Origin of the sequence: Roseateles rivi (genome assembly GCF_043555845.1) — a bacterium.
Classification (GTDB): Bacteria; Pseudomonadota; Gammaproteobacteria; order Burkholderiales; family Burkholderiaceae_C; genus Roseateles; species Roseateles rivi.
Genome location: NZ_JBIGHZ010000005.1, coordinates 217,577 through 243,498 on the forward strand (window position 1 = coordinate 217,577; position 25,922 = coordinate 243,498).

The following is a 25,922-nucleotide window of genomic DNA, read 5'->3' on the forward strand; positions in this document are numbered from 1 at the left end:
AGAAACACTCAAGAGCAATCAGCGGGTGTTGGGCTGAAGCGAGCCGCTCGCGAACTGAGGCCTAGGGGAGGCCAGCGGGGCTGCAGATGTGACCTGGGTAGAACGGTCTTGCGCGAATCTATCTCTCGAATGTACCACACATTGGGAAAAGCGCGCAGCGCAAATTGGGCAGGTGCTTTGCGCACCCCGCCCGCACCCTCAATCGGCGCCGCGTTGCTCGGATTGCTTCCAGGTGTAGACCAAGCCCAGAGCTGCCGCATAGCCGGTTTTGCGCTGCACCAGCGGGCTGTCCAGATTGACCGCGCCGCTGAGCACCTCGCCGCGCAGCGCGCCAAACACGCGCCATTGCGGGTGAATGCGCCAGGCCCCGGAAGCCGACAGGCGCCAGGCCACCAGGCCCGCGCGGGCCTGGTAGGCTGGGCGCTGTGTCGTGGCGTAGGGTGGCTCCACGCCATAGAAATAGCTGGCCAAGCGCTGATCGGCCAGCACAGCCGAGGTGCTCACCGCCACAAAAGTGTTGCCCGCCAGCGCGCGTTCCCAGCGCAGCTTGGGCTCCAGCGTCCAGCCGCGATGCCTGCCACGGTGGCTCAGGTCCAAGGCGGCGCGCAGCGGCAGCTCCAGCACCACCTGTTCGTCACGGTGCTGCGTCAGCGTCCAGCTGGCGCGCGGCCCCAGCTCCAGCAAGGTGCCGAGTTGCGGCATGCCTTGGCGCACGCCTTCGTTGGTGGCAGCTCCACCCAGCGAGCCACCCACGCCCAAGTCCAGCTCGAAGCCGCTGGTTTTATAGGCCCGCCAACCCGCACTGTCGCGGTCAGCGCGCAAATGCTCGCCGCGGTACACCACATAGGGCAGCACCAGGAAGCGTCCGACGCGTTGCTGGGCGCCAGGCCATGCTGTTTGCGAGGCGGCCACGCTGACCAGGCCCAGCTCCCACAGCGGCCTGCTAGAAGCATTGGCATGGGGCATGGGTTCGGGTGTGGCGGCGGGGGCCTCGCTGCTGGATGTGGCGTCCGGTGCCTGCGCTGTGGCCGCAGCACACAGAGCCGACAGCGTCAGGCCCGCAGCCAGAGCCAAGGGTGATGAGCGCAAGTTCATCGCAGGGCCAGCAAAGCGTCGAGCTGCCCAGCCACCAGAGCCCGCGTGCGCTCGCCCACCACATCGCCAGCCTCGTTGAAGTCAGGCCCGAAGGCGTTGGCGAACAGCTCCGGCGCCAACAAGACATTGAGCTTCAGGCACACCGCGACTTGGCGCAGGTGGTACTGCGCGCGCGAGCCCCCCATGCCACCGCCAGCGCTGACGATGGCCGTGGGTTTGCCCGCCAGCAGGCTGTTGTTGGGCGCGCGGCTGGCCCAGTCCAGCGCGTTCTTGAGCACCGGGGCGATGGAGTAGTTGTACTCCGGGCAGGCCAGCAGCAATGCGTCGCAACGCTCTAGCTGAGCGAAGAACTGGGCCACGGCAGGCGTGGGTTCGGGGTGGTCTGCGTTGTAGAAGGGAATGTCGCGCAGGTCTGCAATTTCGACGCTCACCCCGCGTGGTGCCTGGGCTTGCGCACAGCGCAGCAAACCAGTGTTTCGAGATGCAGCTCGTAGGCTGCCGCTGAGGGCCAAGATGGTGGTCAAAGCAGTGCTCCTAGGGGTGCTGGTGAGGTGGCGCACATTGTGCATGGGACCCGGCACACCCACAGGGACTTAGGACTTGTCAGATCGGCGCGACAGCGCCCGTCGCATGCGTTGCGCCAAATCTTCCACGCTCATCTGGGGTGAAACCCAGAACGCAGCCAGCGCTGCCTGCAACTCGGTGCGCACCGGCTCGGACATGGTCAGGCGGGGTGCGGACAGGCGCCTGCTGGCGTCGAGCAGGCGCGGCAGGCTGTCGGCAGCACAGGCGTCCAGGTCTTCAGCGCGTATGTCTTTGCGCACGGGCAGCGAGCCCTTTTTGCGGGCAAAAGCCAGCTGCAGATCGCGGTCCAGCCAGGTTTTGGCCAGCAGGCCTTGCCCCGCCTCGGTGACCGATTGGCTCGACACCGGATAAGCCACCATGTCCAGCGCCATGATGAAGCTCCCCCCCGCTTCGGGCACAGGCGCGCAGATGTAGTCCATGCCTGGCTTGACACCGACCACCTTGAATTCACCCTTGGCCCAGTCACCCATGACTTGCATGGCCGCGCGCCCCTTGATCACCTGCTGCGTGGCCTGGTCCCAGGTGCGCATCTGACCCGATGCAGGACGCCATTGGCGCAACTCAGCCAACAAGCGCAGCACGCGCTGCATGCGCGCTTCGTCCAGCACGCTGGCGTCCTCGTTCACAAACAAGCGCTTGTAGATGGCTGGGCCGCCCGCACCGGCCACCAAGGTGGTGAACAAAAGCCGCACATTCCAGGCTTGGTCGCTGATGGCAAGGGGGTTCACGCCGGCGGCCTTGAGCTTGGGGGCTTGGGCCAGGAATTCGTCCCAGGTGGTGGGCAGTGGCAGCTTGAGGCGGCGATAGATACGGGCATTGAACCAGGCCCAGTTTTCGTTGTGCAGCGTGACGGGCTGAGCAATCAGGGTGCCACGATAGCGCGGCGGCTGCAGCAGAAAGTCGTGCATCAGCGCGGGCCAACGGTCTTGCGTAGCTTGTGCGTCCATGGCCTTAACCAGGCCCAGCGCACCGATGTGTGCAATGTCTTCGCCGCCCAGCCACATGGCGCCCGGCGCAAACCCGGTGGCAATGCGCATGACGGCGTCGCGCTTCATGAACTCATAGTCTTGCGAGACCGACTCCGTCCAGCGCCCACCCGCGGCACGAAAACGCTGAGCCACCTGGTCCAGACTGGCACGTTCGCTGGGCGAGATCCAGTAGTGCGCAAAATCCATGGCTGCCCCTTCAGGCGCGGCCGCTTGCAGCGCGCCCACTGAGCAGCACAGCACCCATCCGGCCAGGGCGGCACAAGCTAGACGGCCGCGTGCGTGGAGCTCAGACGCTGCGCCAGCTGTTGTGCGGGCATGGGGGCCCCAAACAGCAGGCCCTGCCCTGAGACGCCCGGCCAGGCTTGAAAGACGGCCCATTGTTCGGCGCATTCGATACCCTCCACGGTGATGCGTATGCCCAGCCCAGTGGCAATGTCCGCCACACCGCGCACGATCAGCATGCTGCTGTGGTCGCTAAGCATGGTGGACACAAAGCTGCGATCGATCTTGATGGTGTCACACGGCAGGCTCAGCAAATGCGTGAGCGAGGCGTGTCCGGTGCCGAAGTCGTCCAGCGCAATATGCGCCCCGGCGCGGCGCAACTGCTTGAGGTTGCCTTCCACCAGCCCGTGCGCGCGACTCAGCAGAACGGTCTCCACAATCTCCACACTCAGCCAGCTCAAATCCGCGCTGCCCGAGAGCCGCTCGAGCCGCGCGAGCAAGCGTCGATCGGCCAGCGTAACCTCCGGAAAATTCACACCGATGCGCGGCACCTGCAGACCGGCAGCCTGCCAGCGCGCACGATCGGCAATCACGGCCTGCAGCATGCAATCGGTCAAAGCGTCCAGCAGCCCATATTCCTCCATGACCAGCAGGAATTCCAGTGGCAACACCACGCCCATGGGTGTGATCCAGCGCGCCAGGGCCTCCACCGCCACCAACCGATTGCTGCCAGCCTCCACAATGGGCTGGTAGTAGGGCACGATATCCCCCCCGCCCACAGCGCGCACCAAGCGCTGAGCCAGGGCGTCGCGCACCAAGCTCATGGCCTCGTCCTCAGAGCCAAACAAGCTGACGGTATCGGCGCGCGACGCTTTGGCACTGCGCAAGGCCAAGCCCGCCTGATGCATGAGCCGCGACACCTGCTGCTGCACAGCAGTCTGGCCACTGACATCGTCAGCAGGAGCGGGTGACATCAAGTCAGGACCCACCCGCGCGTAAACGTCCTCGTCGTCCTCGCCACACTTTGATGCTGCGGGTTCAAAAATGGCCGCACCAATGCTGACTTTGAGCTGCAGCTCACGCCCGCCTTCGAAGATGGGCTCATTGAGCTCATCCCTGAGCCGCTGTGCACGTTGCAACAAAGCCGCTGCATTGAGGTCCTGCAGAAAAATCACCGCGAACTCATTGCCGCCAGTGCGAAAAACATGCCCTTCGCTGGGAACTTCCACGCGGCTCAGACGCTGCGCCAAGGTCTTGAGCAATTGGTCGCCAATGTGGTGGCCAAACACATCGTTGACAGATCGGAAGTTGCGCACGTCCACCAATACCAGCGCGAGCTTGGGAACTGGCTCCCCCAACAGCTCCTGCAAACGGCTGTTGAGGTAAAGCCGGTTGCCTAACCCGGTGAGCATGTCGTGGGTGACCACCTGGCGGAGCTTGCGCACTGTGACCAACAAGCGCCGGTTGCGCTGACCCAAGCGGCGCAGCAGCGGGTGGAAGATGAACATCAGCTCGGCCAGCAGAGTCAGCAGGGTCACCGCCGCAAGCAACTCGTGCACCCTCGAAAAGCGCCGCGCCCCAGTGAGTGCTGCGGCGTAGAGGTCATGGGTCAATGCGTTGACCTCGCTGACCAGCGCCCCGCGATCAGCCAGCGTCAACTCAATCGGCGCCCACAGTGAAAAGTGCCATTCAACCTGCTGGGCGTCGAGTTTGGAAAAATCTTCGATTTGGTCCGCCAACTGGGCGGTCAGCCGGGAAAAGTCTGCCAAGCGCTCTGGCGTGACAGCCGCATAAGCGGGCTCCCCGTCCTCGCCACCACGAAAATTCAGCCAAGCCGGCCAAGACTTCCCGTCTGGCGGCAGCATGGCGTTGAGCTGCGTCTGGTTGGCGCGCACACGCTGGGCCAGCAGCTGCAGTTCCTCACGCGTGGCGGCCAACCACTTGCCGCCGCCCGCGTATTGATCCTGGGTGCGCAAGATCAGCTCCACGATACGGGCCACACGGGCAAAGGTTTGGCGCTGATTGGTGGCGATGCGCGTGATCTCCACCGCCTGGCTCTGCGCGGCGATCATGGAGCGCAAGATCAGGAAGTTCGCCAGCGCCAAGATGGCCAGCAGGCTCAGCGCAAAGAGGTAGCCCCGATGCAACGCTCCCACGGGACGATCCAGCTCGTCCAAGGCCACGCGGCGCAAAAAGCGACCGGACAGCCTCGTGCGCCCGGTGGGTTGGGGTACTTTCATCCGAAACCTTGGACCGTTGTGTTACCGCTGCGGCCGCAGGCACGGCGCCGCCGAGTGCAAGGCTAGGACTTAGGCGCGAAGACTCCCTCCCCCTGAATGAGCGTTTGACATGGCAGCGTCACCGCTTCCCGCCTCAAGTGCATAGCCGACCCAGGCCTTACCTAACCCAGGTGCCCAGCGCAAGCTACGGCCGGGCCAGTACCTGCGACCCGCACGAGACTTTGCGACGGTCTCACTTCAGGCGCGAAGTCCCGTGCGCAAAGCACCGGAATGTCCGCTCTACGGCACCCTTTTCAAGCCATAGCGCTGCGATACCGGCGCTTAAGCTGGGTGACCCTATCCCCCGTGCATTCCCATGCCCAATAAGCGCAGTCTCAGCCTGTTCATTGCCGACACAGACCTGCACGTCTTGGCCAACCAGGCCGTGCGTCAGTGCCTGGCAAGCATGCACTTTGACGAGGTGCTGATCTTCAGCGACTTGCCTGAGGCCTTCGAGGGATTGCCCGTCATCCCCACCCCCAAGATCCGCTCCATCGAGGCTTACAACGACATCGCCGTGCGCGGCCTGGCCCAGCACCTGCGCACCGACTTTGTGCTGACCGTGCAGTACGACGGCTTCATCTTGGACTCCAAAGAGTTCTCGCCGCACTTCTATCACTACGACTACATCGGCGCCCCCTGGCCCGGCCAAGACGAGCACAACGATGTTGGCAACGGCGGTTTTTCCTGGCGCTCGCGCCGCTTGGTGCAAGCCGCCGCCGCGCTGACCCCGCCCGGCCCCATCGATGTTGAAGATTTGCTGATCTGCCAGCGCCTGCGGCCAGAGCTTGAAGCGCAGGGCATGCGTTTTGCGCCGCGCGCGGTGGCCTCGCACTTCTCGGTGGAGTTCCCTGCCGTGCCCTACCCGACCTTTGGCTTTCACGGCCTTTTCTGGCTGCCCCAGGTCTATCGCAACGCACCGGACTTCTTGGTCGACCACCTCTCGGACCGAATCATTCAAAGCCGCTCAGGCTTTTTGCTCCCCGCCCTGGAACAACTGGCACCCGCCAGTGCCGAGCGCCTCAAAGCGCGCGTGCAGCGTCTGGCCGCCTGACCCCTCACCCCTTCACACACTCAAGAGCACCACATGGCACACATCCAGCAGTTCTTCTTCGTCAACGGTGTCAAGCAGTTTCTGCCTCAGCACTTCCAGGGCAAAAAGGTCTTGGAGATCGGCAGCCTGAACCTCAACGGCTCGGTGCGCCAGTTCTTCACCGACTGCGACTACCTGGGCCTGGATGTCGGCCCGGGCCGGGATGTGGACCTGGTCTGCCACGGCGAGAACCACGGTGCCACGGCGGAGAGCTACGACGTCATCATCAGCTGCGAGGCCATGGAGCACAACCCCGCCTGGCGCACGACCTGGCTGAACATGCTGCGCATGCTCAAGCCCGACGGGCTGATGATCATGACCTGCGCCACCCACGGCCGGCGCCAGCACGGCACCGCCGAGTTCCAGCCCGGCGACTCACCCCTCACCGTGGGCATGAGCCAAAACTACTACCGCAACCTGGCGGCTGAGGACTTCAGCGCGCTATGCCCGCCCACCGCCTGGTTCAGCGAACACGCCTTCAACACCGACTACGAGAGCCACGACCTCTACTTCTTCGGTGTGGGTCTCGGAGCCAGTGCACAAGTGCGCCACCAGGGTGCGGAACTCAAGGCCTCCCTGGCCAAGCACTACCACGACAAAAACGTGCTGGGCCGCTACTGAGCTCAGGCCCGCACCTGGCGCAGCTCAGGCCGACCGCCGCTGGCCATGAGCCGCTCCAGCCGCGGCCGAACAAACAGCATCGCCACCAGCACTCCCACCATCAAGCCCAAGCCATAGAGGCCCATGAAAAGGCCGTAGTTCATGATGGGCGCAATCAGCCGACCCACGCCCAGGAAAGTGGCATAGAGCCACGTCACCGAGCTGATGGCGCCAGTCACCGCACAAAGGGCCGCCGCCGCGTGCGGCGAGTCCTGCGGCTGGGTCAGCTTGGGAAACACCACCCAGTGCAGCACCGCGCCGTTGATGGTGAGCAGCGTCACCACCGTGAGCTTGGTCGCCAGCTTGGGCGGCAGCACCAAGGCATGCCATTGCAAATTGGGGTCCAGCAACACCAAAGCCCCACCGGTGAGCCACAGCAAGCCCAGCATTCGCGCAATCAAACTCTCGGTCGCCGCGAGTTTGGCCGCATCAATGCGCTGGGTGCGCAACATGGCCAGATCGGCCCTGAGCAAGGCCACGATGGCAAAAGCAAACGCGAGGGTGTGCGCCATGAGCAGCAATTGCCGCAGCGCCGTAGTCCAGACTTCCATACCCACCTCAGCTAGACGTGTTGCCCTCCCCAGAGAGCGGCGCCCATGTCTGCGCGCATGGCGCTGCCGTGATGGGGGTATCGGCACAAAGCGTGAATTTCTTAACGCATTGCCCAGCGCACGCTTCGCAGTGGCGCGGCCCAAAAGCTCCCCCGCGTGAAGCAGCGCCACCGCTACAATGCGCCCCGCCAGGAGAGAGCCCACCCGCTGAGGTGAGCCGCCGAAGGCGCAGTGGCCGCAGGGTTCGCCCCGCAGCTTCGAACGCTCAGGCAAAAGGACTGGCAAAACGCCCATGCGTGGGCGTTCCTCACTGGAGAGAGGTGCCGCGGCTTTACATGGCCGCAGCACCCACCGAAGGGGCAAGCCTGCGGCAGTTGTATGCCGCTGGCCAATCTCTCAGGTAAAGCGGACAGCGAGGGCATCATCCACCCCGGTTACGGCATTCCAACGTGACAGGGTGATTGCTCAATGCCCTCGGAATTGCCTGACCATGTCTGCTGACACCCCCCAAGCTTTGAAGACCACCCCGCTGCACGCGCTGCACCTCGAACTGGGCGCCAAGATGGTGCCTTTCGCGGGCTACGAAATGCCGGTGCAATACCCCACGGGCGTGATGGCCGAGCACAAGCACACGCGTGCCGCCGCAGGCTTGTTCGACGTCTCGCACATGGGCCAAGTGCGCCTCTTGGGCGCTGACGCTGCCGCCGCGCTGGAAACCATCGTGCCGGTGGACATCGTCGACCTGGGCGAATTCAAGCAGCGCTACGCACTGTTCACCAACGAGCAGGGCGGCATCATGGACGATCTGATGGTGTGCCGCCGCGCCGACGACCTGTTCGTGGTGGTCAACGCCGGTTGCAAAGAGCAAGACATTGCTCACATGCAAAAACACCTGAGCAGCCGCTGCGAAGTGCAGCCCCTGCCCGAGCAGGCCCTGCTGGCCCTGCAAGGCCCCGAGGCCGTCACTGCACTGGCACGACTGAACCCCGACGTGGCCAAGCTGGTCTTCATGACCGGCGGCTTCTTCGAGCTGGACGGCATTCCCGCCTTCCTCACCCGCTCGGGCTACACCGGCGAAGACGGCTACGAAATCTCCGTGGCTGGCGAGCACGCCATTGCCCTGGCCAAGAAGTTGCTGGCGCAACCCGAAGTCAAGCCCATTGGCCTGGGCGCGCGCGACTCGCTGCGCCTCGAAGCCGGCCTGTGCCTCTACGGCCACGACATCGACCAAGGCACCACGCCCGTGGAAGCCTCGCTGACCTGGGCCATCCAGAAAGTGCGCCGCGCCGGTGGCGCGCGTGCCGGTGGCTACCCTGGCGCCGCCGTGATTGACGCTCAGTTCACCAACGGCGTGGCCAAAAAGCGCGTGGGTCTGGTGTCGGCCGAGCGCATGCCCGTGCGCGAAGGCGCCAAGCTCGTCAACGCCGAAGGCCAGGAGATTGGCCACGTCACCAGCGGCACCCTGGGCCCCACCGTGGGCAAGCCCGTGGCGCTGGCCTACGTGCAAACCGCGTACGCCGCGCAAGGCACCGAGGTCTTTGCCCTGGTGCGTGACAAGCGCACGCCCCTGACTGTTTCTGCCACCCCTTTCACGCCCAACCGCTACTACCGCGGCTGATCTTTCTCCACCATCCAAGATTCACGGAGCAAAACCATGACCATCAAGTACACGCCCGACCACGAGTGGGTTGAGATTCACGCCGACGGCACCGCAACGGTGGGCATCACCGTGCACGCGCAAGACGCGCTGGGCGACGTGGTGTTCGTCGACCTGCCTGATGTGGGCAAGGCCTTTGCCATCGGCGAAACCGCTGGTGTTGTGGAGTCAGTCAAGGCCGCCGCCGACGTCTACGCCCCCGTCTCGGGCGAGATCGTGGAAGTCAATGAAGCTCTGCGTGACGACCCCGCCCTGGCCAACACCGACCCGCTCAAGGCTGGCTGGTTCTTCAAGGTCAAACTCTCCAACGCCGCCGAACTCAACGGTCTGCTGGACAGCACAGCCTACGACGAGCTGCTCAAAACCCTCTAAGCCAAACTTTTCTGCCGGGCTCGCCCCATACCGGGCACCCGGCCCTGACCGCGGCGCCGCCACAGGCCGCGCTACCCACCCCAGGACCGCCGCCATGTTGAAGTCTGCCCTGCCCACCCTTGCTGAGCTGGAAAACGCCAGCGAATTCCACGCCCGCCACATTGGCCCCGATGCCGCTGACGAAGCCCAGATGCTGTCGGCCATCGGCGTGGCCTCGCGTGCCGCGTTGATCGACGCCATCGTGCCCGCCAGCATCAAGCGCGCCGACGCCATGGCGCTGCCTGCAGCCACCACCGAGGCGCAAGCGCTGGCCGAACTCAAAGCCATTGCCAGCAAGAACCGTGTGCTCAAGAGCTACATCGGTCAGGGCTACTACGGCACCCTCACCCCCGGCGTGATCCTGCGCAACATCTTGGAAAACCCCGCTTGGTACACGGCCTACACGCCCTACCAGGCCGAAATCTCCCAAGGCCGCATGGAAGCGCTGGTGAACTTCCAGACCATGGTGACCGACCTCACCGGCATGGCCATTGCCAACGCCTCCATGCTGGACGAAGCCACCGCCGCCGCCGAAGCCATGACGCTGGCGCTGCGCACGGGCAAGAGCAAGAGCAAGGTCTTCTACGTGGCCGACGACGTGCTGCCCCAAACCCTGGAAGTGGTGCGCACCCGCGCCGAACCCCTGGGCCTGGAAGTGCGCGTGTGCAGCGGCGACGAAGCCCTGCAAAACGACAGCTTTGCCGTGCTGCTGCAATACCCCGGCGTGAACGGGCAAGTGCGCAACTACGCCGACTGGATTGCCCAGTACAAGGCGCGCAGCCAAGGTGTGGTCATCGTGGCGGCCGACCTGCTGGCCCTCACCCTCATCAAAGCCCCGGCCGAGCTGGGTGCAGACATCGCCGTGGGCACCACGCAGCGCTTTGGCATGCCCATGGGCGCTGGCGGCCCGCACGCGGGCTATATGGCCTGCCGCGACGAATTCAAGCGCAGCCTGCCCGGCCGCTTGGTGGGCGTGTCGGTGGACTCGCACGGCAAGCAAGCCTACCGCCTCTCGCTGCAAACCCGCGAGCAGCACATCCGCCGCGAAAAAGCCACCTCCAACATCTGCACGGCGCAGGTGCTGCCTGCGGTGGTCGCGTCCATGTACGCCGTCTACCACGGCCCGCAAGGCCTCAAGCGCATTGCCCAGCGCGTGGCCACCTACACCGCCGTGCTGGCCCACGCGTTGAAGGGCCTGGGCTTCACGCTGGCGCACGAAGCCAGCTTCGACACCCTGCACGTGCACACCGGCGCCAAGACGGAGCCGCTGCTGGCCGCTGCCGTGGCCGCTGGCATCAACCTGCGCCGCGCCTGCGCGCAAAGCCTGTCGATCTCGCTGGACGAATCGACCACGCGTGAAGACATCGCCGCACTGCTGGCCGTCTTCAACGCAGGCAAGACCGTGGACGCCTTCGGCGCGCACGAAAACGGCGTGGCCACGCTGATCCCGGCCGAGCTGCTGCGCAGCTCCAGCTACCTCACGCACCCGGTGTTCAACCGCTACCACTCCGAAACCGAGCTGCTGCGCTACCTGCGCATGCTGGCCGACAAGGACTTGGCGCTGGACCGCAGCATGATCCCCCTGGGCTCCTGCACCATGAAGCTCAACGCCACCAGCGAGATGATCCCCATCACCTGGCCGGAGTTTGCGCAGGTGCACCCCTTCGCACCGCAAGACCAGCTCGCGGGCTACACCGAGCTGGACCAGCTGCTGACCACCTGGCTGTGCCAAGCCACGGGCTATGCCGGCATCAGCCTGCAGCCCAACGCCGGCTCGCAAGGCGAGTACGCCGGTCTGCTGGCCATCAAGGCCTACCACGAGTCGCGCGGCGAAGGCCATCGCAAGATCTGCCTAATCCCCGAGTCCGCCCACGGCACCAACCCCGCTTCGGCCCAGATGGTGGGCATGCAAGTGGTGGTGACCAAGTGCGACAAGGAAGGCAATATCGACCTGGCGGACCTCAAGGCCAAGTGCGAGCAGCACAGCGCCTCGCTAGCCGCCATCATGATCACCTACCCCTCCACCTACGGCGTGTTTGACATCCATGTCAAAGAGATCTGCCAGCTCGTCAAGAGCCACGGGGGGCGCGTGTATGTGGACGGCGCCAACATGAACGCCCTGGTGGGCGTGGCCGCGCCGGGCGAGTTCGGTGGCGATGTCTCGCACCTGAACCTGCACAAGACCTTCTGCATCCCGCACGGCGGCGGCGGCCCCGGCGTCGGTCCGGTGTGCGTGGTCGAAGACCTCGTGCCCTTCCTTCCCGCGCACCGCAGCGCCGGTCTGGGCCAGCCCAGCAATGTGGGCGCCGTGTCGGCCGCACCGCTGGGCAACGCCGCCGTGCTGCCGATCTCGTGGATGTACATCCGCATGATGGGCGCTGACGGCCTCAAGGCTGCCACCGAAACCGCCATCCTGTCGGCCAACTACGTGGCTGCGCGCCTGGCTGGGCACTACGACATCCACTTCAGCGGCAACATCGCTGGCGTCAAGGGTGGCGGCGTGGCACACGAGTGCATCTTGGACCTGCGCCCCCTGAAGGACAGCTCGGGTGTGTCCGCCGAAGACGTGGCCAAGCGGCTCATCGACTACGGCTTCCACGCGCCCACGCTCTCCTTCCCCGTGGCTGGCACGCTGATGGTGGAGCCCACCGAGAGCGAGTCCAAGGCCGAGCTGGACCGTTTCATCGCGGCCATGATCCAGATCCGCCAGGAAATCGCGCAAGTCGAATCCGGCAGCTGGAGCCGCGAAGACAACCCGCTGGTCAACGCCCCTCACACCGCCGAAGTCTTGCTGGCCCAGGACTGGACCCACAGCTACAGCCGCGAGGCTGCGGCCTACCCGGTGGCTTCGCTGCGCCAGGTCAAGTACTGGTCGCCCGTGGGCCGGGTGGACAATGTCTACGGCGACCGTAACCTGGTGTGCAGCTGCCCGCCGGTGTCGGACTACGCCTGAGCCAGCGCTGCGGAGAAAGATACCCATGGCAGTCTCAGTCTTCGATCTGTTCAAGATCGGCATCGGGCCTTCGAGCTCACACACCGTGGGCCCCATGCGCGCAGCGCGCATGTTCGGCCTGCGGCTGCGCGCAGAAGGCTTGGTGAAGCGCACCCACCGGGTGATTTGTGAGCTCTACGGCTCGCTGGGCGCCACAGGCAAAGGGCATGGCAGCGACACCGCTGTGCTGCTGGGCCTGTGCGGCCATGAGCCCGACAGCGTGGATGTAGAAAGTGTGCCCGAGTACCTGGCGCACATCCGCAGCAGCGCTCAGCTCTCGCTCATGGGTGAGCACAACATCACCTACACCGAGAAGACGGACCTGCTCTTTTTCCGCAACAAGTCCCTGCCCTTCCACGCCAACGGCATGCGCCTGCTGGCCTACGACGAGGCCAACCAGCTGCTGGAAGAGCGCACCTACTACAGCGTGGGCGGCGGCTTTGTGGTCAGCGATGAAGTGGCGGCCGATGGCTCCAAGCAAAAAGTCATCGCCCCCGACGCCACCGTGCTGCCCTTCCCCTTCAAAACGGGCGACGAGCTGCTGGCCCTCACCAAGGCCCACGGCATCAGCATTGCTGAGGTGATGCGCCGCAACGAGCGCCACTGGCGCAGCGACGACGACACCCGCGCCGGGCTGCTCAAGATCTGGCGCGTCATGCAAGAGTGTGTGGAGCGCGGCTGCCGCACCGAGGGCGAGCTGCACGGGGGCTTTCGCGTCAAGCGTCGCGCCGCCGATCTGCACCGCCAGCTCACCGCCAACCCCGAAGCCGCGCTGCGCGACCCGCTGCAGGTCATGGACTGGGTCAACCTCTACGCACTGGCCGTGAACGAAGAAAACGCGGCTGGCGGGCGTGTGGTCACCGCTCCCACCAACGGTGCTGCAGGCATCGTGCCCGCGGTGCTGCACTACTACACCCGCTTTGTGCACGGCGCCAACGAAGACGGCGTGGTGGACTTCCTGCTCACCGCCGCCGCCATTGGCATCCTCTACAAAGAAAACGCCTCCATCTCCGGCGCCGAAGTGGGCTGTCAAGGCGAAGTGGGCGTGGCCTGCTCCATGGCCGCCGGTGCGCTGTGCCAAGTCATGGGCGGCAGCCCAGAGCAAGTGGAAAACGCGGCCGAAATCGGCATGGAACACCACCTCGGCCTGACCTGCGACCCCGTGGGCGGCCTGGTGCAAATCCCCTGCATCGAACGCAACGCCATCGCGTCCGTGAAAGCCATCAACGCCGCGCGCATGGCACTGCGCGGCGACGGCACCCACTTCGTGAGCCTGGACAAAGTCATCAAAACCATGCGCGAAACCGGCGCTGACATGATGACCAAATACAAAGAAACCGCCCGCGGCGGTTTGGCGGTCAATATCGTCGAGTGCTGAGCACCTTCTAGCACCCCAGACGCCCGAACAGACCCTCAGGTCTTCGGGCGTTTTTTCATGCAGGCCCATGCTAAGGTGGCGGGCTTCTGGCCCAACCTTGCATTGCCCCCACCGTGACAGACACCCTTGCTGCGCTTGTGACCCAAGGCTTCACCCCGCCGCTGCGTTTGAGCGACTTTCGCCTGGCGGCGTTTGATATGGACTCGACGCTGATCAACATCGAGTGCATCGACGAGATTGCGGCGGTGGCAGGGAAGAAGGCCGAGGTGGCGGCCATCACCGAAGCGGCCATGCGCGGCGAGATCACCGACTTCAAAGACAGCTTGCGGCGGCGTTTGGCGCTGCTTAAAGGGGTGCCTGAGGCTGCCCTGGAGCAGGTGCTGCGCGAGCGCTTGCAGTTCAACCCCGGTGCGCGCGAGCTGTGCGCGGCGCTCAAAGCCGCGGGCCTGAAGCTGCTGCTGGTCTCAGGGGGCTTTACCTATTTCACGCGCCACGTGGCCACCGAGCTGGGCATGGACTGGGTGCGCAGCAATGAGCTAGAGATTGCCGACGGCCGCCTGAGCGGGGGCCTCGTCATGCAGGCCTGGGGTGAGATTTGCGACGGCGAGGAAAAGCGCCGCATGCTGTTGGCTTGCTGCGCCGAGATCGGTGCGGACGCCAAGACCCAGGCCATCGCCGTGGGCGACGGCGCCAACGATTTGCCCATGATGGGTGCGGCCGCACTCTCCGTGGCCTACTGCGCCAAACCCAAGGTGCGCGAGCAAGCCATGGTGGCCATCAATGCTGGGGGGCTGGATCAAGTCCTGAGCGTGCTGCGCTAGGCCCCAGCCTTCTGGCCTCAATGCCCTCAGTGCAGGGCTTTTTACTGTTCTGTCACGACTTTTTTGCATCGCGCTCATCCAAGCGCTCAATCCATGTCCTCGATCCAGCAACCCGTGCCCCAACCCGGTGGCGACTTCAATCAATTCAAAAAACAATCGCCTGCCATTGCGGTAGACATCGGCTTGGGCCTGCTGTTCTTTGTGGTGGGCAAGCTCAGTGACTTGCGCACGGCCGCGCTGGTCACAGCAGCGGTGGGCCTGGCCCTGCTGCCCATTCAATGGGCCATCAACCGCTGGGCCAGCAAGCGCGTCGATTTGCTCGGTGGCCTGGCCCTGTTTGGTGTGTTCATCATGCTGCTGGGCGCGGGCTTTTCCTGGTACTTCGAGTCTGAGTTCGCCGTGCAGCTCAAGTCCACGGTGATCGGCAGCATTGGTGCGCTGTGCTTTGGCGTGGACGCGCTGTTTGGCGGCCGCTGGCTGGGCCAGCGCATGCGTGTCTACCTGATGGACGAGCGCATCAACTTGCGCCGTCTGTCGGCCGGCATGGCTGCGGTGGGTGCGGTCATGGCGGGTGTGAATTTGCTGGTGGCCCTGTCCTTGAGCAAAGACGGCTGGCTGAACTACACCACCTGGGGCGACATCGTGCTGGCGATTGTGCTGACGCAGCTGGTGCTGCGCTGGGCTGCCAAACCCACGCTGCCGCGCTAAAAACCAAGAGCCCGCACAGGCGGGCTCTGAGGGGTGCTCGGCATCAAGCCGCTGGGGCAATCCGTATGGTTTGCTCCCCCAGGCGCACCTGCTGCCCAGGGCGTATCTTGGCCGTCTTGCGGCTCTCGGTTTGGCCGTCGACCTGAACCAGGCCTTCGCTGATCATCATGCGGGCCTGGCCGCCGCTTTCAGCCAGGCCGGTGGCTTTGAGCAATTTATCGAGCTCGATGTATTCGCCACGGAGCTGGAATTCAATGGGGGTTGGAACTGCGTTCATCCCCGCATTGTCAGCCAGCACGAGCGCGGCATCAGCTCTGTTGGCGCTTGATGGCGGCCTCGCGGATGGCGCTCAGCGTGCTGCGGCTGTTGGAGACATCGGGCGAGAGGCGCAGGTGAATGAGCGTGGGCCGCTCATGCGCCATGGCCTCGCGCAGCGCGGGCTCGAAGTCCTCGGTGCGCTCGACATAAGCGGCCTCCCAGCCGAAGGCGCGCGCGAGCTGCGCGAAGTCGGGGTTGTAGAGGTCGGTCCCGGCCGTGCGGCAGGGGTACTCGCGCTCCTGGTGCATGCGGATGGTGCCGTACACACCGTTGTCCACCACCACGCTGATGAGCCGCCGCGCGCCATAACCGGTGGCGGTGGCCAGCTCCTGGCCATTCATGAGGAAGTCGCCGTCACCGGCGATGTTCACCACCCAGCGGGGATCGTCCACGCCTGACTGCAACACACTGGCAGCCACTGCGGCGGGCAAGCCATAGCCCATGGCACCGCTGGTGGGAGCCAGCTGCGTGCGCCCGTGCTGGTGCAGTGCCAAGTAGCGGTGGAAGCGGTGCAGCCAACCCGCGTAGTTGCCTGCGCCGTTGGTGAAGACAGTGCCCGCAGGCAGCACACGCCCAAGGCTGCGCACCACCTCGGTCATGTCCATGGGCAGCACGGGCGCGGCCTCAAGATTGTCCAGATAGTCCTGATGGGCTTGATGCTGCCACTGCACCCAGTGGCATTGCGCGGGCGGCGTGAGTTGCTCCAGCGCCTGCGCCGCACAGCTCATGCTGGCGTTGATGAGCACATCGCCCGCGTACACGCGCCCCAGCTCCTCGGCCCCAGCGTGGATGTGGATCAGGCTTTGCTGCGGACGCGGGGGCTGCAGCAAGGTGTAGCCGCCGGTGGTCATCTCGCCCAGACGCGGGCCCACGGCGAGGATGAGGTCGGCCTCTTTCACGCGCTGTGCCAGCTTGGGATTGATGCCAATGCCCACATCGCCCGCGTAGAGCGGGTGCTCGTTGTTGAACAGGTCTTGGAAGCGGAAGCTGCAGGTCACGGGCAGCTGCCAGGCCTCGGCAAAACGCTGTAGCGCCGCGCAGGACTCAGCCGTCCAGCCGCCGCCGCCGGCCAGCACCAGCGGGCGCTGGGCGCTGCTCAGGCGCTGGCGCACTTGCTCCAGCGCCGCGGGCGTGGGCCAAGCCTGTGCGGGCTGGGCGCGCGGCAGCACCGGCGCGTCGGTGAGCTGGGTGAGCATGTCTTCGGGCAATACCACCACCACCGGGCCCGGTCGCCCCTGCAAAGCGGTGTGAAAAGCGCGCGACACATATTCGGGCAAACGGGCCGCATCGTGGACCTCGCCCACCCATTTGGCCATGCCCAGCGTGCCGGGGCCGAACATCTGGCGGTAATCGACTTCCTGAAAAGCCTCGCGGTCGCGCTGGTCTGAGGCCACCTGACCGATGAACAAAACCATCGGCGTGGAGTCTTGAAAAGCCGTGTGCAAGCCAATGCTGGCGTTGGTGGCGCCGGGGCCGCGGGTGACAAAGCACACACCCGGCACCGGGCCCAGTTTGCCCTGGGCTTCGGCCATAAAGGCCGCTCCGCCCTCTTGGCGGCAGGCCACAAAGCGGATGTGCTCGCGGTGCTCGTGAAAGCCATCGAGCACTGCCAGATAGCTTTCACCAGGCACACCGAAGACGGTGTCTACGCCTTGCGCAATCAGCGCTTCAACCAACACATGTCCGGCCAGCCGAGGCTGCGGACGCTCAAGAGGTGTTCGAACTGCGGTCATGGTGAGCGCAATGTAACAAGACGTCACCGCTTGCGCGAGCGGGCAAGCCCCACAAGCGCTGCAGACGTGACCCCCATCACCAAAGCCAGTGCCGCTCCGTACAACACCGCTTGCGGGTGCCCTGAATCCATGAAATAGCCAAAGACTGGCGCCGCAGCCGCAAAGCCGATATCGAGCCCCGAATAGACCATGCCGTAGACCCGCCCCGTGGCTCCCGGGGGGGCGGCACGCTTGATGAGCATGTCGCGCGAGGGCCCTGCCAAGCCCGCCCCGAAACCAGCGGCGGACACCAGCAGCAAGGCGGGCTCGGCCCCCACCAGCCCGCTGCCTACCAGGCACAGCAGCAAGGCCGCGCCCGTCATGGCCGCCGCAATGGTGCGCTCCAGCGGTGCGCCGCGCGCCACCACAAAGCCGCCCAACACCATGCCCACGGCACCGCAGAGCATGTAGCCCGTCACCACATAAGCGGTGCGCTCGGGCGTCAAACCGTACAAAGCAGCCAGCGCTGGCGGCGAAAAACTCTGAATGGCGGCCAAAGCCGCCGTGGTGAAGAAGAAGAACGAAAAGCACAGCCACACGCTGGGCAGGCGCAAAAAGGCCAGCGGGTGTTCGGCCGCAGCGGGCGGTGCCCCCGCTGCGCGCGGGGTGGCCGCCCAGCTGCCCAGGCGGTCGTCAATGGCCTCGCGCTGCCACAGCAGCAAGAGCAAAACTGCCAAGGCCCAGAGCGCCGCCACCAAACAGGCCGCGCGCCACTGGCCGCTCAAACTCATCACGCCCAGCAGCAGCACCGGCGCCAACCCCCAGCCCAAATTCCCGGAAATGCCATGCACCGAAAACGCATGCCCCAGCCGCTGCGGGCTCACCCGTTTGTTCAGGATGGTGAAGTCCGCCGGGTGAAAAGGCGAGTTCCCCAAGCCCGTAAGCGCTGCGGCCAGCGCCAGCCCGCCAAAGCCCTGAGCAAAGGCGGCCGCCAGAGCCCCCACCACAAAGCAGCCCAGCGCTGCCAGCAAAACCGGCAGTGCACCGAGGCGGTCCACCACAAAACCCGCCAGCGCCTGCCCGGTGCCGGAGATGACGAAAAATATGCTCACCAAAAGCCCCAGCTGCGCGTAGCTCAGGCCGAAATCGCGGATGAACACCGGGAACAGTGGCGGCAGCAGCATGTGAAAAAAATGACTGCTGCCATGGGCCAGGCCAATCAAGCCCATGGTGCGGGCGTCCTGGCGCCAGCTGCGGGCTTGTTCGGGCAATGGGAGTGCTGCGCTTGTGGATGATTGCATGAGCCCATGATAAGTAGCTGCGCGCACCTAAAATCCCCCCGCCATGAATACCCAGCTGTTTGACTACGACCGCCAGGACGCCGCCGGTGCCACCTGTACCGCCCAAGCCTGGGCCAAAGTTCCCGCCCCACTGACGGTGGCGCAGCGCGACGCCCTCAAGGCCCGTGCTGCGCAACTGCTGCGCGACAAGGGCGCCGTGCTGGTGGCCCACTACTACGTCGACGGCGACTTGCAAGACCTCGCCTGGGAGACCGGCGGCATCGTCTCGGACTCGCTGGAGATGGCGCGCTTTGGGCGCGACCACGCAGCGCAGACCCTGGTGGTGGCTGGGGTGCGCTTTATGGGTGAATCGGCCAAGATTCTGAGCCCCGAAAAGCGCGTGCTCATGCCGGACCTGGACGCCACCTGCTCGCTGGACCTGGGCTGCCCCGAGGCCGAATTCGCCGCCTTCTGCGACGCCCATCCAGACCGCACGGTGGTGGTCTATGCCAACACCAGCGCCGCCGTGAAAGCCCGTGCCGACTGGATGGTGACCAGCTCCTGCGCGCTGGAAATCGTCAGCGAGCTCAAGCGCCGCGGCGAAAAAATCCTCTGGGCGCCCGACCGTCACCTGGGCCGCTACATCCAGGAGCAAACCGGTGCGGACATGCTGATGTGGAACGGGGCCTGCATCGTGCACGACGAGTTCAAGGGGCTGGAGCTGGATTTGCTGCGCGAGCAGCACCCCGAGGCCATGATTCTGGTGCACCCCGAATCGCCCAAGGGCGTGGTGGACAAAGCGCATGTGGTGGGCTCCACCTCGGCCCTCATCAAGGCCGTGGTGGAGGGCTCGGCCCGCGAATACATCGTGGCCACGGACAACGGCATCCTGCACCGCATGCGCCAGCTCGCACCGGGCAAGACCTTGATTGAAGCGCCCACCGCGGGCAACAGCGCCACCTGCAAGAGCTGCGCCCACTGCCCCTGGATGGCCATGAACGGCCTGCAAGGTGTGGTGGACAGTCTGGAGCAAGGCCTGGGTGAAATCCACGTGCAAGAGCCCGTGCGCGGCAAAGCCCTGGCCTGCATTGAGCGCATGCTGGACTTCACCGCCGCCCTCAAAGCCCGTGCAGCTCAAGCAACAAAAACACCCCACGTGCCACACATGGGCGCGGTCTGAGTGCCACCTTTCACGGCAACACAATTTGGCGAGGTTTGCGGGCGCATATCGCCCGCTATTCCTAGAGGGGGCAGTGCTATCTTTACGGCACCACAGCGTCGGTACCTTGGCCTTGGGCTGGGTACCGGCGACATTGAGCCACATACAGAGACAGCCGCACCGCTTGGCGTGCGCGTAGGGAGCCTGCTGCATGGACTTTTCGCCCATCTACAACCACCACGAGTCAGAGGTGATTGCCGAAGTGGCTGCTTCGGCTGACAAATTCCCTGAGTTCAGCAACGAGCCAGATTTGCTCATGGACGTGGCCTGCGTGGCCTTGAACCGGCTGCCGCCGCGCTATATCCGCCATGCCGTCGACTACTCCTTCTACCTCACGGAGCAGGAACGCCGCGAGGTAGAGAACTCCATCAAAGACGCCGTGGCCTTTGCCTATGCCTTTGTGGGCGCGCGTCAGTCCATGAAGGCCGAGCGCTGAGCGCGGGTCAGCGCCGCGGCGGCCGCGCCGTGTCGCGCTCGTCCACCAGCACGGTGGGCAGGCTGGCGGGCAAGGTGCGCGGGTAGTCGCGGCTGTAGTGCAAGCCACGGCTCTCGTGGCGCCGCAGCGCCGAGCGCACGATCAGCTCGGCGCAATCCACCAGGTTGCGCAACTCCAGCAAATCGCGGTTGACGCGGAAGTTGGCGTAGTAGTCGTGGATCTCGCCCTTGAGCAGCGCAATGCGGTGCAGCGCGCGCTCCAAGCGCTTGGTGGTGCGCACAATGCCGACGTAGTTCCACATCAGCAGGCGCAATTCGTCCCAGTTGTGGGCAATCACCACCTGCTCGTCAGCGTCTTCCACCTGGCTCTCATCCCAGGCCGGCAGGGCCACCGCGCCCGGCGCAGCCTCGGCCAGGATGTCGCTGGCGCAGCTCTCGCCCAGCACCACACACTCGAGCAGCGAATTGCTGGCCAAGCGGTTGGCACCGTGCAGGCCGGAGTACGCCGTCTCGCCCACGGCGTAAAGCCCGGGCAGATCGGCACGGCCGGCCAAATCTGACACCACCCCGCCGCAGGTGAAGTGCACCGCGGGCACCACCGGAATGGGCTCGCGCGTGATGTCCAGCCCCAGGCTCAGGCAGCGCGCATAAATGGTGGGGAAGTGGGACTTGAGAAAAGCCTCGCCCTTCTCGCGCACGATGGGCGTGGCGTCCAGCCAGACATGGTCCACACCGTGCTTTTTCATTTCAAAGTCGATGGCGCGGGCCACGATGTCGCGTGGTGCCAGCTCCATGCGCGGATCGTGGTCAGCCATGAAGCGCGCGCCGCCCACATGGTCGGGCAGGCGCAGCTGGCCACCCTCGCCTCGCAGCGCCTCGGTGATGAGGAAGCTGCGCTCTTGCGGGTGATACAGGCAGGTGGGGTGGAACTGGATGAACTCCATATTCGCCACCCGGCAGCCCGCACGCCAGGCCATGGCGATGCCGTCACCCGTGGAGGTGTCGGGGTTGGTGGTGTAGCGGTAGACCTTGCCTGCGCCGCCAGTGGCCAGCACAACGGCCCGCGCTGGCAGGGCCTCGACGCGCTGCGCGTCGATATCCAGCGCGTAAACACCGTAGCAGCGCGAGACCTCGCTGCGCTGCAAGTGGCGCGAGGTGATGAGGTCCACCGCCATCCAGCGCTCGCGCAGCGCGATATTGGGGTGGGCTGCAGCCTTGGCCAGCAGCGCGTCGTGAATGGCTTTGCCTGTGGCGTCGGCCGCATGCGCGATGCGCCGCACCGCGTGCCCACCCTCGCGCGTGAGGTGCAGGCCCAGCGGACCTTCGGCGTCGGGCGTGAAGGGCACGCCCTGCTCCACCAACCAGCCCACGGCAGCGGCGCTGCGCTCGGCAATAAAGCGTGCGGTGGCCTCATCCACCAGGCCCGCGCCCGCATCCTGCGTGTCGCGCACATGGCTGTCGATGCTGTCGTCGCTGCCCAGCACGCCGACGATGCCCCCCTGTGCCCAGGCCGTGGCGCCTTCGTTCAAGCGGCGCTTGGCCAGCACCACCACGGGCACGTGTTCGGCCAGCTTGAGCGCCACCGTCAAACCCGCCAGCCCGGCCCCAATGATGACCACCGGGGCGTCCGGGGTGTTTGCAGCTGCAGCGTTCTTGGCCATATCGTGCCCTCCACCTACTGGGGCTCTTTTTGTCAGGGAGGGCCGATTCTACGGAGCGCGCCGCATGGGCACGCCAAAGCGCTCAGCTGGACCGCTTGGCCACCAGGGTCAAGATGTCGTAGCTGGCCACCAATTCACCGCGCTGGTTCATGACCTGCACGTCCCAAGCCACCACGCCCTGGGGCGGTTGGTCGGGGCGGTTGCCGCGGTCGATGCGGCGCTTGCAGGTGAGCCGTGCCTGAATGGTGTCGCCAATGGCCACGGGGTTCACAAAGCGCAGCGTGTCCAGCCCGTAGTTGGCCAACACCGGACCAGGCGCGGGAGACACAAACAAGCCCGCCGCGGCCGACAGCACAAAGTAGCCGTGCGCAATGCGCTGGCCAAATTGGCTGTCTTTGGCGGCCACTTCGTCGAAGTGCATGTAGAAGTAGTCGCCCGAGACGCCGCCGAAGTTGACGATGTCGGCCTCGCTGACAGTGCGACGGTGCGTCAGCAGCGAGTCGCCCACCTCGATGTCTTCGAAGTGCTTGCGGAAGGGGTGAACCGCGTCCTCACGCACCTTGGCCCCGCGCTGATATTCGCCGGTGATGGCGGTGAGCATGGTGGGCGAGCCCTGCACGGCACAGCGCTGCAGGTAGTGCTTGACGGCACGGATGCCGCCCAGCTCCTCGCCACCGCCGGCGCGACCCGGGCCGCCGTGCTTGAGCATGGGCAGGGGCGAGCCGTGGCCGGTGGATTCAGTGGCCGCCTCAGCGTCCAGCACATGCAAGCGGCCATGGAAGGCTGCCGCATGGAACACCGCCTGGCTTGCCAGCGCTGGCGTTTTGGTGACGATGGTGCCCACCAGCGAGCCACGGCCGCGCGCGGCCAGCGCCAGCGCTTCGTCCAAATCGGCGTAAGGCATGAGCGTGGAGACGGGGCCAAAGGCCTCGATGTCATGCACGGCGGCATTGGCGTGAGCGTCGCGGCACAGCAGCAGCGTGGGCGAGAAGAACGCGCCCTCGGCCACGCCCTCGCCCACGGGGGCAAAGCCATCGCGCTCGCCCCAGATCACCTCGTTGCCAGCGGCCAGCTGGGCCACGCGCTCGCGCACATCGCGCTGCTGCTCTTTGGAGGCCAGCGCGCCCATGCGCACGCCGTCCACAGCAGGGTCGCCCACCTTGATTTTGGACAGCCGCTCGCGCAGCTTGCTGGCCACGGCGTCGATGAGGTGCGCGGGCACGATGGCGCGGCGGATGGCCGTGCACTTCTGGCCGGTCTTGGCGCACATTTCCTTGGCCACTTCTTTGACGAAGAGATCGAACTCCGCGTCGTCGGGCGTGATGTCCGGGGCCAAGATGGCGCAGTTCAGGCTGTCGGCCTCGGCATTGAAGGGCACGCTGCGGGCCACCAGATTGGCGTTGACGCGCAGCATGGCCGCCGTCTGGGCCGAGCCGGTGAAAGTGACCACATCGGTTTCGGTGAGGCGGTCCAGCAAATCGCCCGAGGAGCCCACAATCAGCTGCAAGCTGCCCTCGGGCAGCAGGCCGCTTTGCGCGATCAGGCGCACGGCGGCTTCGGCCACATAGCTGGTGGCGCTGGCGGGCTTGACGATGGCGGGCATGCCCGCGAGGAAGTTGGGCGCGAACTTCTCCAACATGCCCCAGATGGGGAAGTTGAAGGCGTTGATGTGCACGGCCACACCGCGCTTGGGCACCAGCACGTGGGTGCCCCAGAAGGCACCGGCCTTGCCCAGCTGCTGGGCTGGGCCCTCATGCACCACATTGCTCGAGGGCAGCTCGCGCCGGCCCATGGAGGCGTAGGCATAGAGCGTGCCGATGCCGCCTTCCACATCAATCCAGTTGTCGGCACGCGTGCCGCCACTGTGGGTGGAGATGGCGTAGAGCGCTTCCTTGTGCTCCATCAGGTACTGGGCCAGCGCCTTGAGCCGCGCGGCGCGCTGCTGAAAGTCCAGCGCCAGCAGGCCCGGCAGGCCCACGCTGCGTGCGTGGTGCAGGCTCTCGGCAAAGTCCAGCCGCTCGGCATGGGTGTAGGCCACGGGTTGGCCGTTGAGGGCGCTGGACAGCAGCTTGTCGGGCTGCTGGCCTACCCATCGACCGGCGATATAGCTCTGCAATGTCGGGGAGTTCATGGTGTGGTGTGTGGGGTTGTGGGTTGCAGCGCCATGAGCCCGCCCAAAAAGAGCTCGGCCACCAGGGGCGCCAGGGATTCGTAGCTGAATGCGCCGTCCGGGCGCAGCCAGGTGAAGGTCCAATTCATCATGCCAAACAGCAGCATGGTCACGGGCTTGTCCAGCTTGTGCCCGCGCAGCTCTGGCCGCAGGGCCAGCACCGCATCGGCAAAGGCCTGCACCACCTGGCGCTCCAGGGCTTGCAGGCGCTGACGGTCGGCCTCTTGCAAAAAGCGCAGGTCTTCGGTGAGCACGCGGTGCTGGTGCTGCGCCTGACCGTAGACATGCATGAAGCGGCACACCAGGGCCTGCAGGTGCTCGCGCGGCGCCAGGCCCCGACCCTGCACTTCCTGCACCAGGGCCACCAGCTCGTCCACATGCGTTTGGCAGATCTGCATGAGCAGGTCGTGCTTGTCGCGCACATAGTGGTAGAGCGTGGGCTTGGTGACGCCGCAGGCCTCGGCCACCTCGTTCATGGAGGTGGCGGCATAGCCCAGATTGGCAAACAGCCGTGCGGCCTGCGCGAGGATTTCCTCGCGCGTGGCTTCGTAGTTGGGGGCGCGTCCGCGGGCCATGTTCAGGCAGCGCGCGCGCAGCGTGCTTCAGCGCTCATCGAAAGAGATCACCACACGCTCGGTCAGCGCATGGGCCTGGCAGGAGAGGATGAAGCCCGCGGCCACTTCGTGCTTGTCCAGCGCGAAGTTTTTGTCCATGCGCACCTGGCCTTCGAGCACCTTGCAGCGGCAGGTGGAGCACACGCCGCTCTTGCAGCTGTAAGGCACTTCCAGCCCGGCGCGCGCGGCGGCGTCGAGCAAGCTGGGGTCTTGGCGGCTGAAGGGGAATTCGCGCGCCAGCCCGTCGCGCACCAGCACGATGGTCGCGGCCTCGGCGTCGCCTTCCTTGACCGCATGCGGCGCGGCCTGGCCTTGCTGCATCTCGGGCGTGCCAAAGCGCTCGATGTGAATGCGCTCGCTGGGCACACCGGCAGCGCTGAGCGCAGCTTCGGCTTCGTCGTTCATCTGGTAGGGACCGCAGACGAAGGCGTGGTCGATGGTGCTGGGGTCGATGAGGCTGTGCAGGTGCTCGGCAATCTTGGCGCGGTTCATCACACCGGCCATCAGGGGCGCGTCCACATGCTCGTCGCTGAAGACATGGTGCAGCGCCACGCGCGTGAGGTAGCTGTTCTTCAGGTCTTCAATCTCCTCCTTGAACATGGTGGAGGCTTGCTTGCGGTTGCCGTAGATCAGCGTGAAGCGGCTCAGCGGCTCTTGCGCCAGCACGGTCTTCATGATGGAGAGGATGGGCGTGATGCCCGAGCCCCCGGCAATGCCCAGGTAGTGGCGGCGCTCTTGCGGCTGCACGGGCACGAAAAAGCGACCCTGCGGCGGGAAGACCTGGATCACATCGCCCGCCTTAAGCTGGCCATTGACCCAGTTGGAGAAGCGCCCGCCGGCGACCTTGCGCACGCCCACGCGCAGCTCGTCGTCGTCAACACCAGCGCAGATGGAGTAGGAGCGGCGCAGGTCTTCGCCGCCGACCTCGGCGCGCAGCGTCAGGTATTGGCCCTGGGTGTAGCGGAAGGTCTCGCGCAGCTCGGGCGGAACCTCGAAGCTGACGACAACGGCTTCTTCCGTTTCGGGGCGCACGGCGCGTACGCGCAAGGGGTGGAAGTTCAGGCTCATGAGA

The 25,922-nt window shown here is 65.5% G+C and carries 22 protein-coding genes and 2 riboswitches; of the genes, 10 read left to right on the forward strand and 12 right to left on the reverse strand.

Annotated features, from left to right (window positions below; genetic code table 11):
- Positions 1-198: 198 nt before the first annotated feature.
- From ACG0Z6_RS13700 to ACG0Z6_RS13715, 4 genes are all read right to left on the reverse strand, one after another.
- Positions 199-1,095: a MipA/OmpV family protein gene (locus ACG0Z6_RS13700; protein ID WP_394462304.1), complete on the reverse strand. Its 897-nt coding sequence runs from the start codon at positions 1,093-1,095 to the stop codon at positions 199-201.
- Positions 1,092-1,619 carry an NADPH-dependent FMN reductase gene (locus ACG0Z6_RS13705; protein ID WP_394462306.1) on the reverse strand — a complete coding sequence of 176 codons (528 nt, stop codon included), beginning with the start codon at positions 1,617-1,619 and terminating at the stop codon, positions 1,092-1,094. Before ACG0Z6_RS13705 ends, ACG0Z6_RS13700 begins: the two co-directional genes overlap by 4 nt.
- Before the next feature lie 69 nt (positions 1,620-1,688).
- Positions 1,689-2,855: an ABC transporter substrate-binding protein gene (locus ACG0Z6_RS13710; protein ID WP_394462308.1), complete on the reverse strand. Its 1,167-nt coding sequence runs from the start codon at positions 2,853-2,855 to the stop codon at positions 1,689-1,691.
- Between the two features lie 77 nt (positions 2,856-2,932).
- Positions 2,933-5,131 carry a putative bifunctional diguanylate cyclase/phosphodiesterase gene (locus ACG0Z6_RS13715; RefSeq protein WP_394462310.1) on the reverse strand — a complete coding sequence of 733 codons (2,199 nt, stop codon included), beginning with the start codon at positions 5,129-5,131 and terminating at the stop codon, positions 2,933-2,935.
- A gap of 355 nt (positions 5,132-5,486) precedes the next feature.
- Between ACG0Z6_RS13715 and ACG0Z6_RS13720 the strand changes: the two genes are divergently transcribed.
- Together ACG0Z6_RS13720 and ACG0Z6_RS13725 are read left to right on the forward strand one after the other, a co-directional pair.
- On the forward strand, positions 5,487-6,224 hold the full coding sequence (locus ACG0Z6_RS13720) for a DUF5672 family protein (RefSeq protein ID WP_394462312.1): 738 nt from the start codon (positions 5,487-5,489) through the stop codon (positions 6,222-6,224).
- A gap of 33 nt (positions 6,225-6,257) precedes the next feature.
- Positions 6,258-6,884, forward strand: coding sequence for a class I SAM-dependent methyltransferase (locus ACG0Z6_RS13725; protein ID WP_394462314.1), 627 nt, complete (start codon positions 6,258-6,260; stop codon positions 6,882-6,884).
- A 2-nt stretch (positions 6,885-6,886) separates the two neighbouring features.
- Here the strand turns inward: ACG0Z6_RS13725 and ACG0Z6_RS13730 are convergent, their stop codons facing one another.
- Positions 6,887-7,474, reverse strand: coding sequence for a hypothetical protein (locus ACG0Z6_RS13730; protein ID WP_394462316.1), 588 nt, complete (start codon positions 7,472-7,474; stop codon positions 6,887-6,889).
- Positions 7,475-7,653: 179 nt separating this feature from the next.
- Positions 7,654-7,765, forward strand: a riboswitch (glycine riboswitch).
- 9 nt (positions 7,766-7,774) lie between these two features.
- Positions 7,775-7,897, forward strand: a riboswitch (glycine riboswitch).
- Positions 7,898-7,964: 67 nt separating this feature from the next.
- Between ACG0Z6_RS13730 and gcvT the strand changes: the two genes are divergently transcribed.
- The 6 genes from gcvT to ACG0Z6_RS13760 all read left to right on the forward strand — a co-directional run bounded on the left by gcvT (position 7,965) and on the right by ACG0Z6_RS13760 (position 15,441).
- Positions 7,965-9,092, forward strand: coding sequence for a glycine cleavage system aminomethyltransferase GcvT (gcvT, locus tag ACG0Z6_RS13735; RefSeq protein WP_394462318.1), 1,128 nt, complete (start codon positions 7,965-7,967; stop codon positions 9,090-9,092).
- Positions 9,093-9,128: 36 nt separating this feature from the next.
- Positions 9,129-9,503: a glycine cleavage system protein GcvH gene (gcvH, locus tag ACG0Z6_RS13740; RefSeq protein ID WP_394462320.1), complete on the forward strand. Its 375-nt coding sequence runs from the start codon at positions 9,129-9,131 to the stop codon at positions 9,501-9,503.
- A 94-nt stretch (positions 9,504-9,597) separates the two neighbouring features.
- Entirely contained in the window at positions 9,598-12,495 is a 2,898-nt protein-coding gene (gene gcvP, locus ACG0Z6_RS13745) for an aminomethyl-transferring glycine dehydrogenase (protein WP_394462322.1), read from the forward strand.
- 25 nt (positions 12,496-12,520) lie between these two features.
- Entirely contained in the window at positions 12,521-13,912 is a 1,392-nt protein-coding gene (locus ACG0Z6_RS13750) for an L-serine ammonia-lyase (protein WP_394462324.1), read from the forward strand.
- A 113-nt stretch (positions 13,913-14,025) separates the two neighbouring features.
- Positions 14,026-14,733 (forward strand): phosphoserine phosphatase SerB, encoded by a 708-nt coding sequence (gene serB, locus ACG0Z6_RS13755; RefSeq protein WP_394462327.1) that lies wholly within the window; start codon positions 14,026-14,028, stop codon positions 14,731-14,733.
- Between the two features lie 93 nt (positions 14,734-14,826).
- Positions 14,827-15,441, forward strand: a complete 615-nt coding sequence (locus ACG0Z6_RS13760) for a septation protein IspZ (RefSeq protein ID WP_394462329.1) — start codon at positions 14,827-14,829, stop codon at positions 15,439-15,441.
- Positions 15,442-15,484: 43 nt separating this feature from the next.
- On the opposite strand, the gene ACG0Z6_RS13765 is transcribed toward ACG0Z6_RS13760, so the two are convergent.
- The 3 genes from ACG0Z6_RS13765 to ACG0Z6_RS13775 are packed head-to-tail and all read right to left on the reverse strand — an operon-like array spanning position 15,485 to position 18,772.
- The gene (locus tag ACG0Z6_RS13765) at positions 15,485-15,718 is read right to left on the reverse strand and encodes an RNA-binding S4 domain-containing protein (protein WP_394462331.1); all 234 of its coding nucleotides are present in this window, start codon (positions 15,716-15,718) and stop codon (positions 15,485-15,487) included.
- A 31-nt stretch (positions 15,719-15,749) separates the two neighbouring features.
- Positions 15,750-17,492 (reverse strand): thiamine pyrophosphate-binding protein, encoded by a 1,743-nt coding sequence (locus ACG0Z6_RS13770; protein WP_394462333.1) that lies wholly within the window; start codon positions 17,490-17,492, stop codon positions 15,750-15,752.
- A 23-nt stretch (positions 17,493-17,515) separates the two neighbouring features.
- Positions 17,516-18,772, reverse strand: a complete 1,257-nt coding sequence (locus tag ACG0Z6_RS13775; RefSeq protein WP_394462335.1) for an MFS transporter — start codon at positions 18,770-18,772, stop codon at positions 17,516-17,518.
- Between the two features lie 43 nt (positions 18,773-18,815).
- On the opposite strand from ACG0Z6_RS13775, the gene nadA reads away from it, so the two are divergent.
- Both nadA and ACG0Z6_RS13785 read left to right on the forward strand, forming a co-directional pair.
- Positions 18,816-19,931, forward strand: coding sequence for a quinolinate synthase NadA (nadA, locus tag ACG0Z6_RS13780; protein WP_394462337.1), 1,116 nt, complete (start codon positions 18,816-18,818; stop codon positions 19,929-19,931).
- 190 nt (positions 19,932-20,121) lie between these two features.
- On the forward strand, positions 20,122-20,406 hold the full coding sequence (locus ACG0Z6_RS13785; RefSeq protein WP_394462339.1) for a late competence development ComFB family protein: 285 nt from the start codon (positions 20,122-20,124) through the stop codon (positions 20,404-20,406).
- A gap of 7 nt (positions 20,407-20,413) precedes the next feature.
- Here the strand turns inward: ACG0Z6_RS13785 and nadB are convergent, their stop codons facing one another.
- The 4 genes from nadB to paaE form a co-directional block, all read right to left on the reverse strand.
- Positions 20,414-22,066: an L-aspartate oxidase gene (nadB, locus tag ACG0Z6_RS13790; RefSeq protein ID WP_394462341.1), complete on the reverse strand. Its 1,653-nt coding sequence runs from the start codon at positions 22,064-22,066 to the stop codon at positions 20,414-20,416.
- Between the two features lie 82 nt (positions 22,067-22,148).
- On the reverse strand, positions 22,149-24,197 hold the full coding sequence (gene paaZ / locus ACG0Z6_RS13795) for a phenylacetic acid degradation bifunctional protein PaaZ (RefSeq protein ID WP_394462343.1): 2,049 nt from the start codon (positions 24,195-24,197) through the stop codon (positions 22,149-22,151).
- Positions 24,194-24,811, reverse strand: a complete 618-nt coding sequence (locus ACG0Z6_RS13800; RefSeq protein WP_394462345.1) for a TetR/AcrR family transcriptional regulator — start codon at positions 24,809-24,811, stop codon at positions 24,194-24,196. The genes paaZ and ACG0Z6_RS13800 overlap by 4 nt, the downstream gene beginning before the upstream one ends.
- Positions 24,812-24,838: 27 nt before the next feature.
- Complete coding sequence (gene paaE, locus ACG0Z6_RS13805) at positions 24,839-25,918, reverse strand: 1,2-phenylacetyl-CoA epoxidase subunit PaaE (protein WP_394462347.1); 1,080 nt, start codon at positions 25,916-25,918, stop codon at positions 24,839-24,841.
- Positions 25,919-25,922: the final 4 nt, after the last annotated feature.

What these genes read in the sequence shown, in the direction of transcription:
- ACG0Z6_RS13770 (WP_394462333.1), bottom strand. Translation starts at nt 17,492, where the DNA reads ATGACCGCAGTTCGAACACCTCTTGAGCGTCCGCAGCCTCGGCTGGCC.
- ACG0Z6_RS13775 (WP_394462335.1), bottom strand. Translation starts at nt 18,772, where the DNA reads ATGCAATCATCCACAAGCGCAGCACTCCCATTGCCCGAACAAGCCCGC.
- nadB (WP_394462341.1), bottom strand. Translation starts at nt 22,066, where the DNA reads ATGGCCAAGAACGCTGCAGCTGCAAACACCCCGGACGCCCCGGTGGTC.
- ACG0Z6_RS13720 (WP_394462312.1), top strand. Translation starts at nt 5,487, where the DNA reads ATGCCCAATAAGCGCAGTCTCAGCCTGTTCATTGCCGACACAGACCTG.
- ACG0Z6_RS13765 (WP_394462331.1), bottom strand. Translation starts at nt 15,718, where the DNA reads ATGAACGCAGTTCCAACCCCCATTGAATTCCAGCTCCGTGGCGAATAC.
- ACG0Z6_RS13800 (WP_394462345.1), bottom strand. Translation starts at nt 24,811, where the DNA reads ATGGCCCGCGGACGCGCCCCCAACTACGAAGCCACGCGCGAGGAAATC.
- gcvH (WP_394462320.1), top strand. Translation starts at nt 9,129, where the DNA reads ATGACCATCAAGTACACGCCCGACCACGAGTGGGTTGAGATTCACGCC.
- gcvT (WP_394462318.1), top strand. Translation starts at nt 7,965, where the DNA reads ATGTCTGCTGACACCCCCCAAGCTTTGAAGACCACCCCGCTGCACGCG.
- ACG0Z6_RS13760 (WP_394462329.1), top strand. Translation starts at nt 14,827, where the DNA reads ATGTCCTCGATCCAGCAACCCGTGCCCCAACCCGGTGGCGACTTCAAT.
- ACG0Z6_RS13730 (WP_394462316.1), bottom strand. Translation starts at nt 7,474, where the DNA reads ATGGAAGTCTGGACTACGGCGCTGCGGCAATTGCTGCTCATGGCGCAC.
- gcvP (WP_394462322.1), top strand. Translation starts at nt 9,598, where the DNA reads ATGTTGAAGTCTGCCCTGCCCACCCTTGCTGAGCTGGAAAACGCCAGC.
- ACG0Z6_RS13715 (WP_394462310.1), bottom strand. Translation starts at nt 5,131, where the DNA reads ATGAAAGTACCCCAACCCACCGGGCGCACGAGGCTGTCCGGTCGCTTT.
- ACG0Z6_RS13785 (WP_394462339.1), top strand. Translation starts at nt 20,122, where the DNA reads ATGGACTTTTCGCCCATCTACAACCACCACGAGTCAGAGGTGATTGCC.
- ACG0Z6_RS13750 (WP_394462324.1), top strand. Translation starts at nt 12,521, where the DNA reads ATGGCAGTCTCAGTCTTCGATCTGTTCAAGATCGGCATCGGGCCTTCG.
- ACG0Z6_RS13700 (WP_394462304.1), bottom strand. Translation starts at nt 1,095, where the DNA reads ATGAACTTGCGCTCATCACCCTTGGCTCTGGCTGCGGGCCTGACGCTG.
- nadA (WP_394462337.1), top strand. Translation starts at nt 18,816, where the DNA reads ATGAATACCCAGCTGTTTGACTACGACCGCCAGGACGCCGCCGGTGCC.
- ACG0Z6_RS13725 (WP_394462314.1), top strand. Translation starts at nt 6,258, where the DNA reads ATGGCACACATCCAGCAGTTCTTCTTCGTCAACGGTGTCAAGCAGTTT.
- paaZ (WP_394462343.1), bottom strand. Translation starts at nt 24,197, where the DNA reads ATGAACTCCCCGACATTGCAGAGCTATATCGCCGGTCGATGGGTAGGC.
- paaE (WP_394462347.1), bottom strand. Translation starts at nt 25,918, where the DNA reads ATGAGCCTGAACTTCCACCCCTTGCGCGTACGCGCCGTGCGCCCCGAA.
- ACG0Z6_RS13710 (WP_394462308.1), bottom strand. Translation starts at nt 2,855, where the DNA reads ATGGATTTTGCGCACTACTGGATCTCGCCCAGCGAACGTGCCAGTCTG.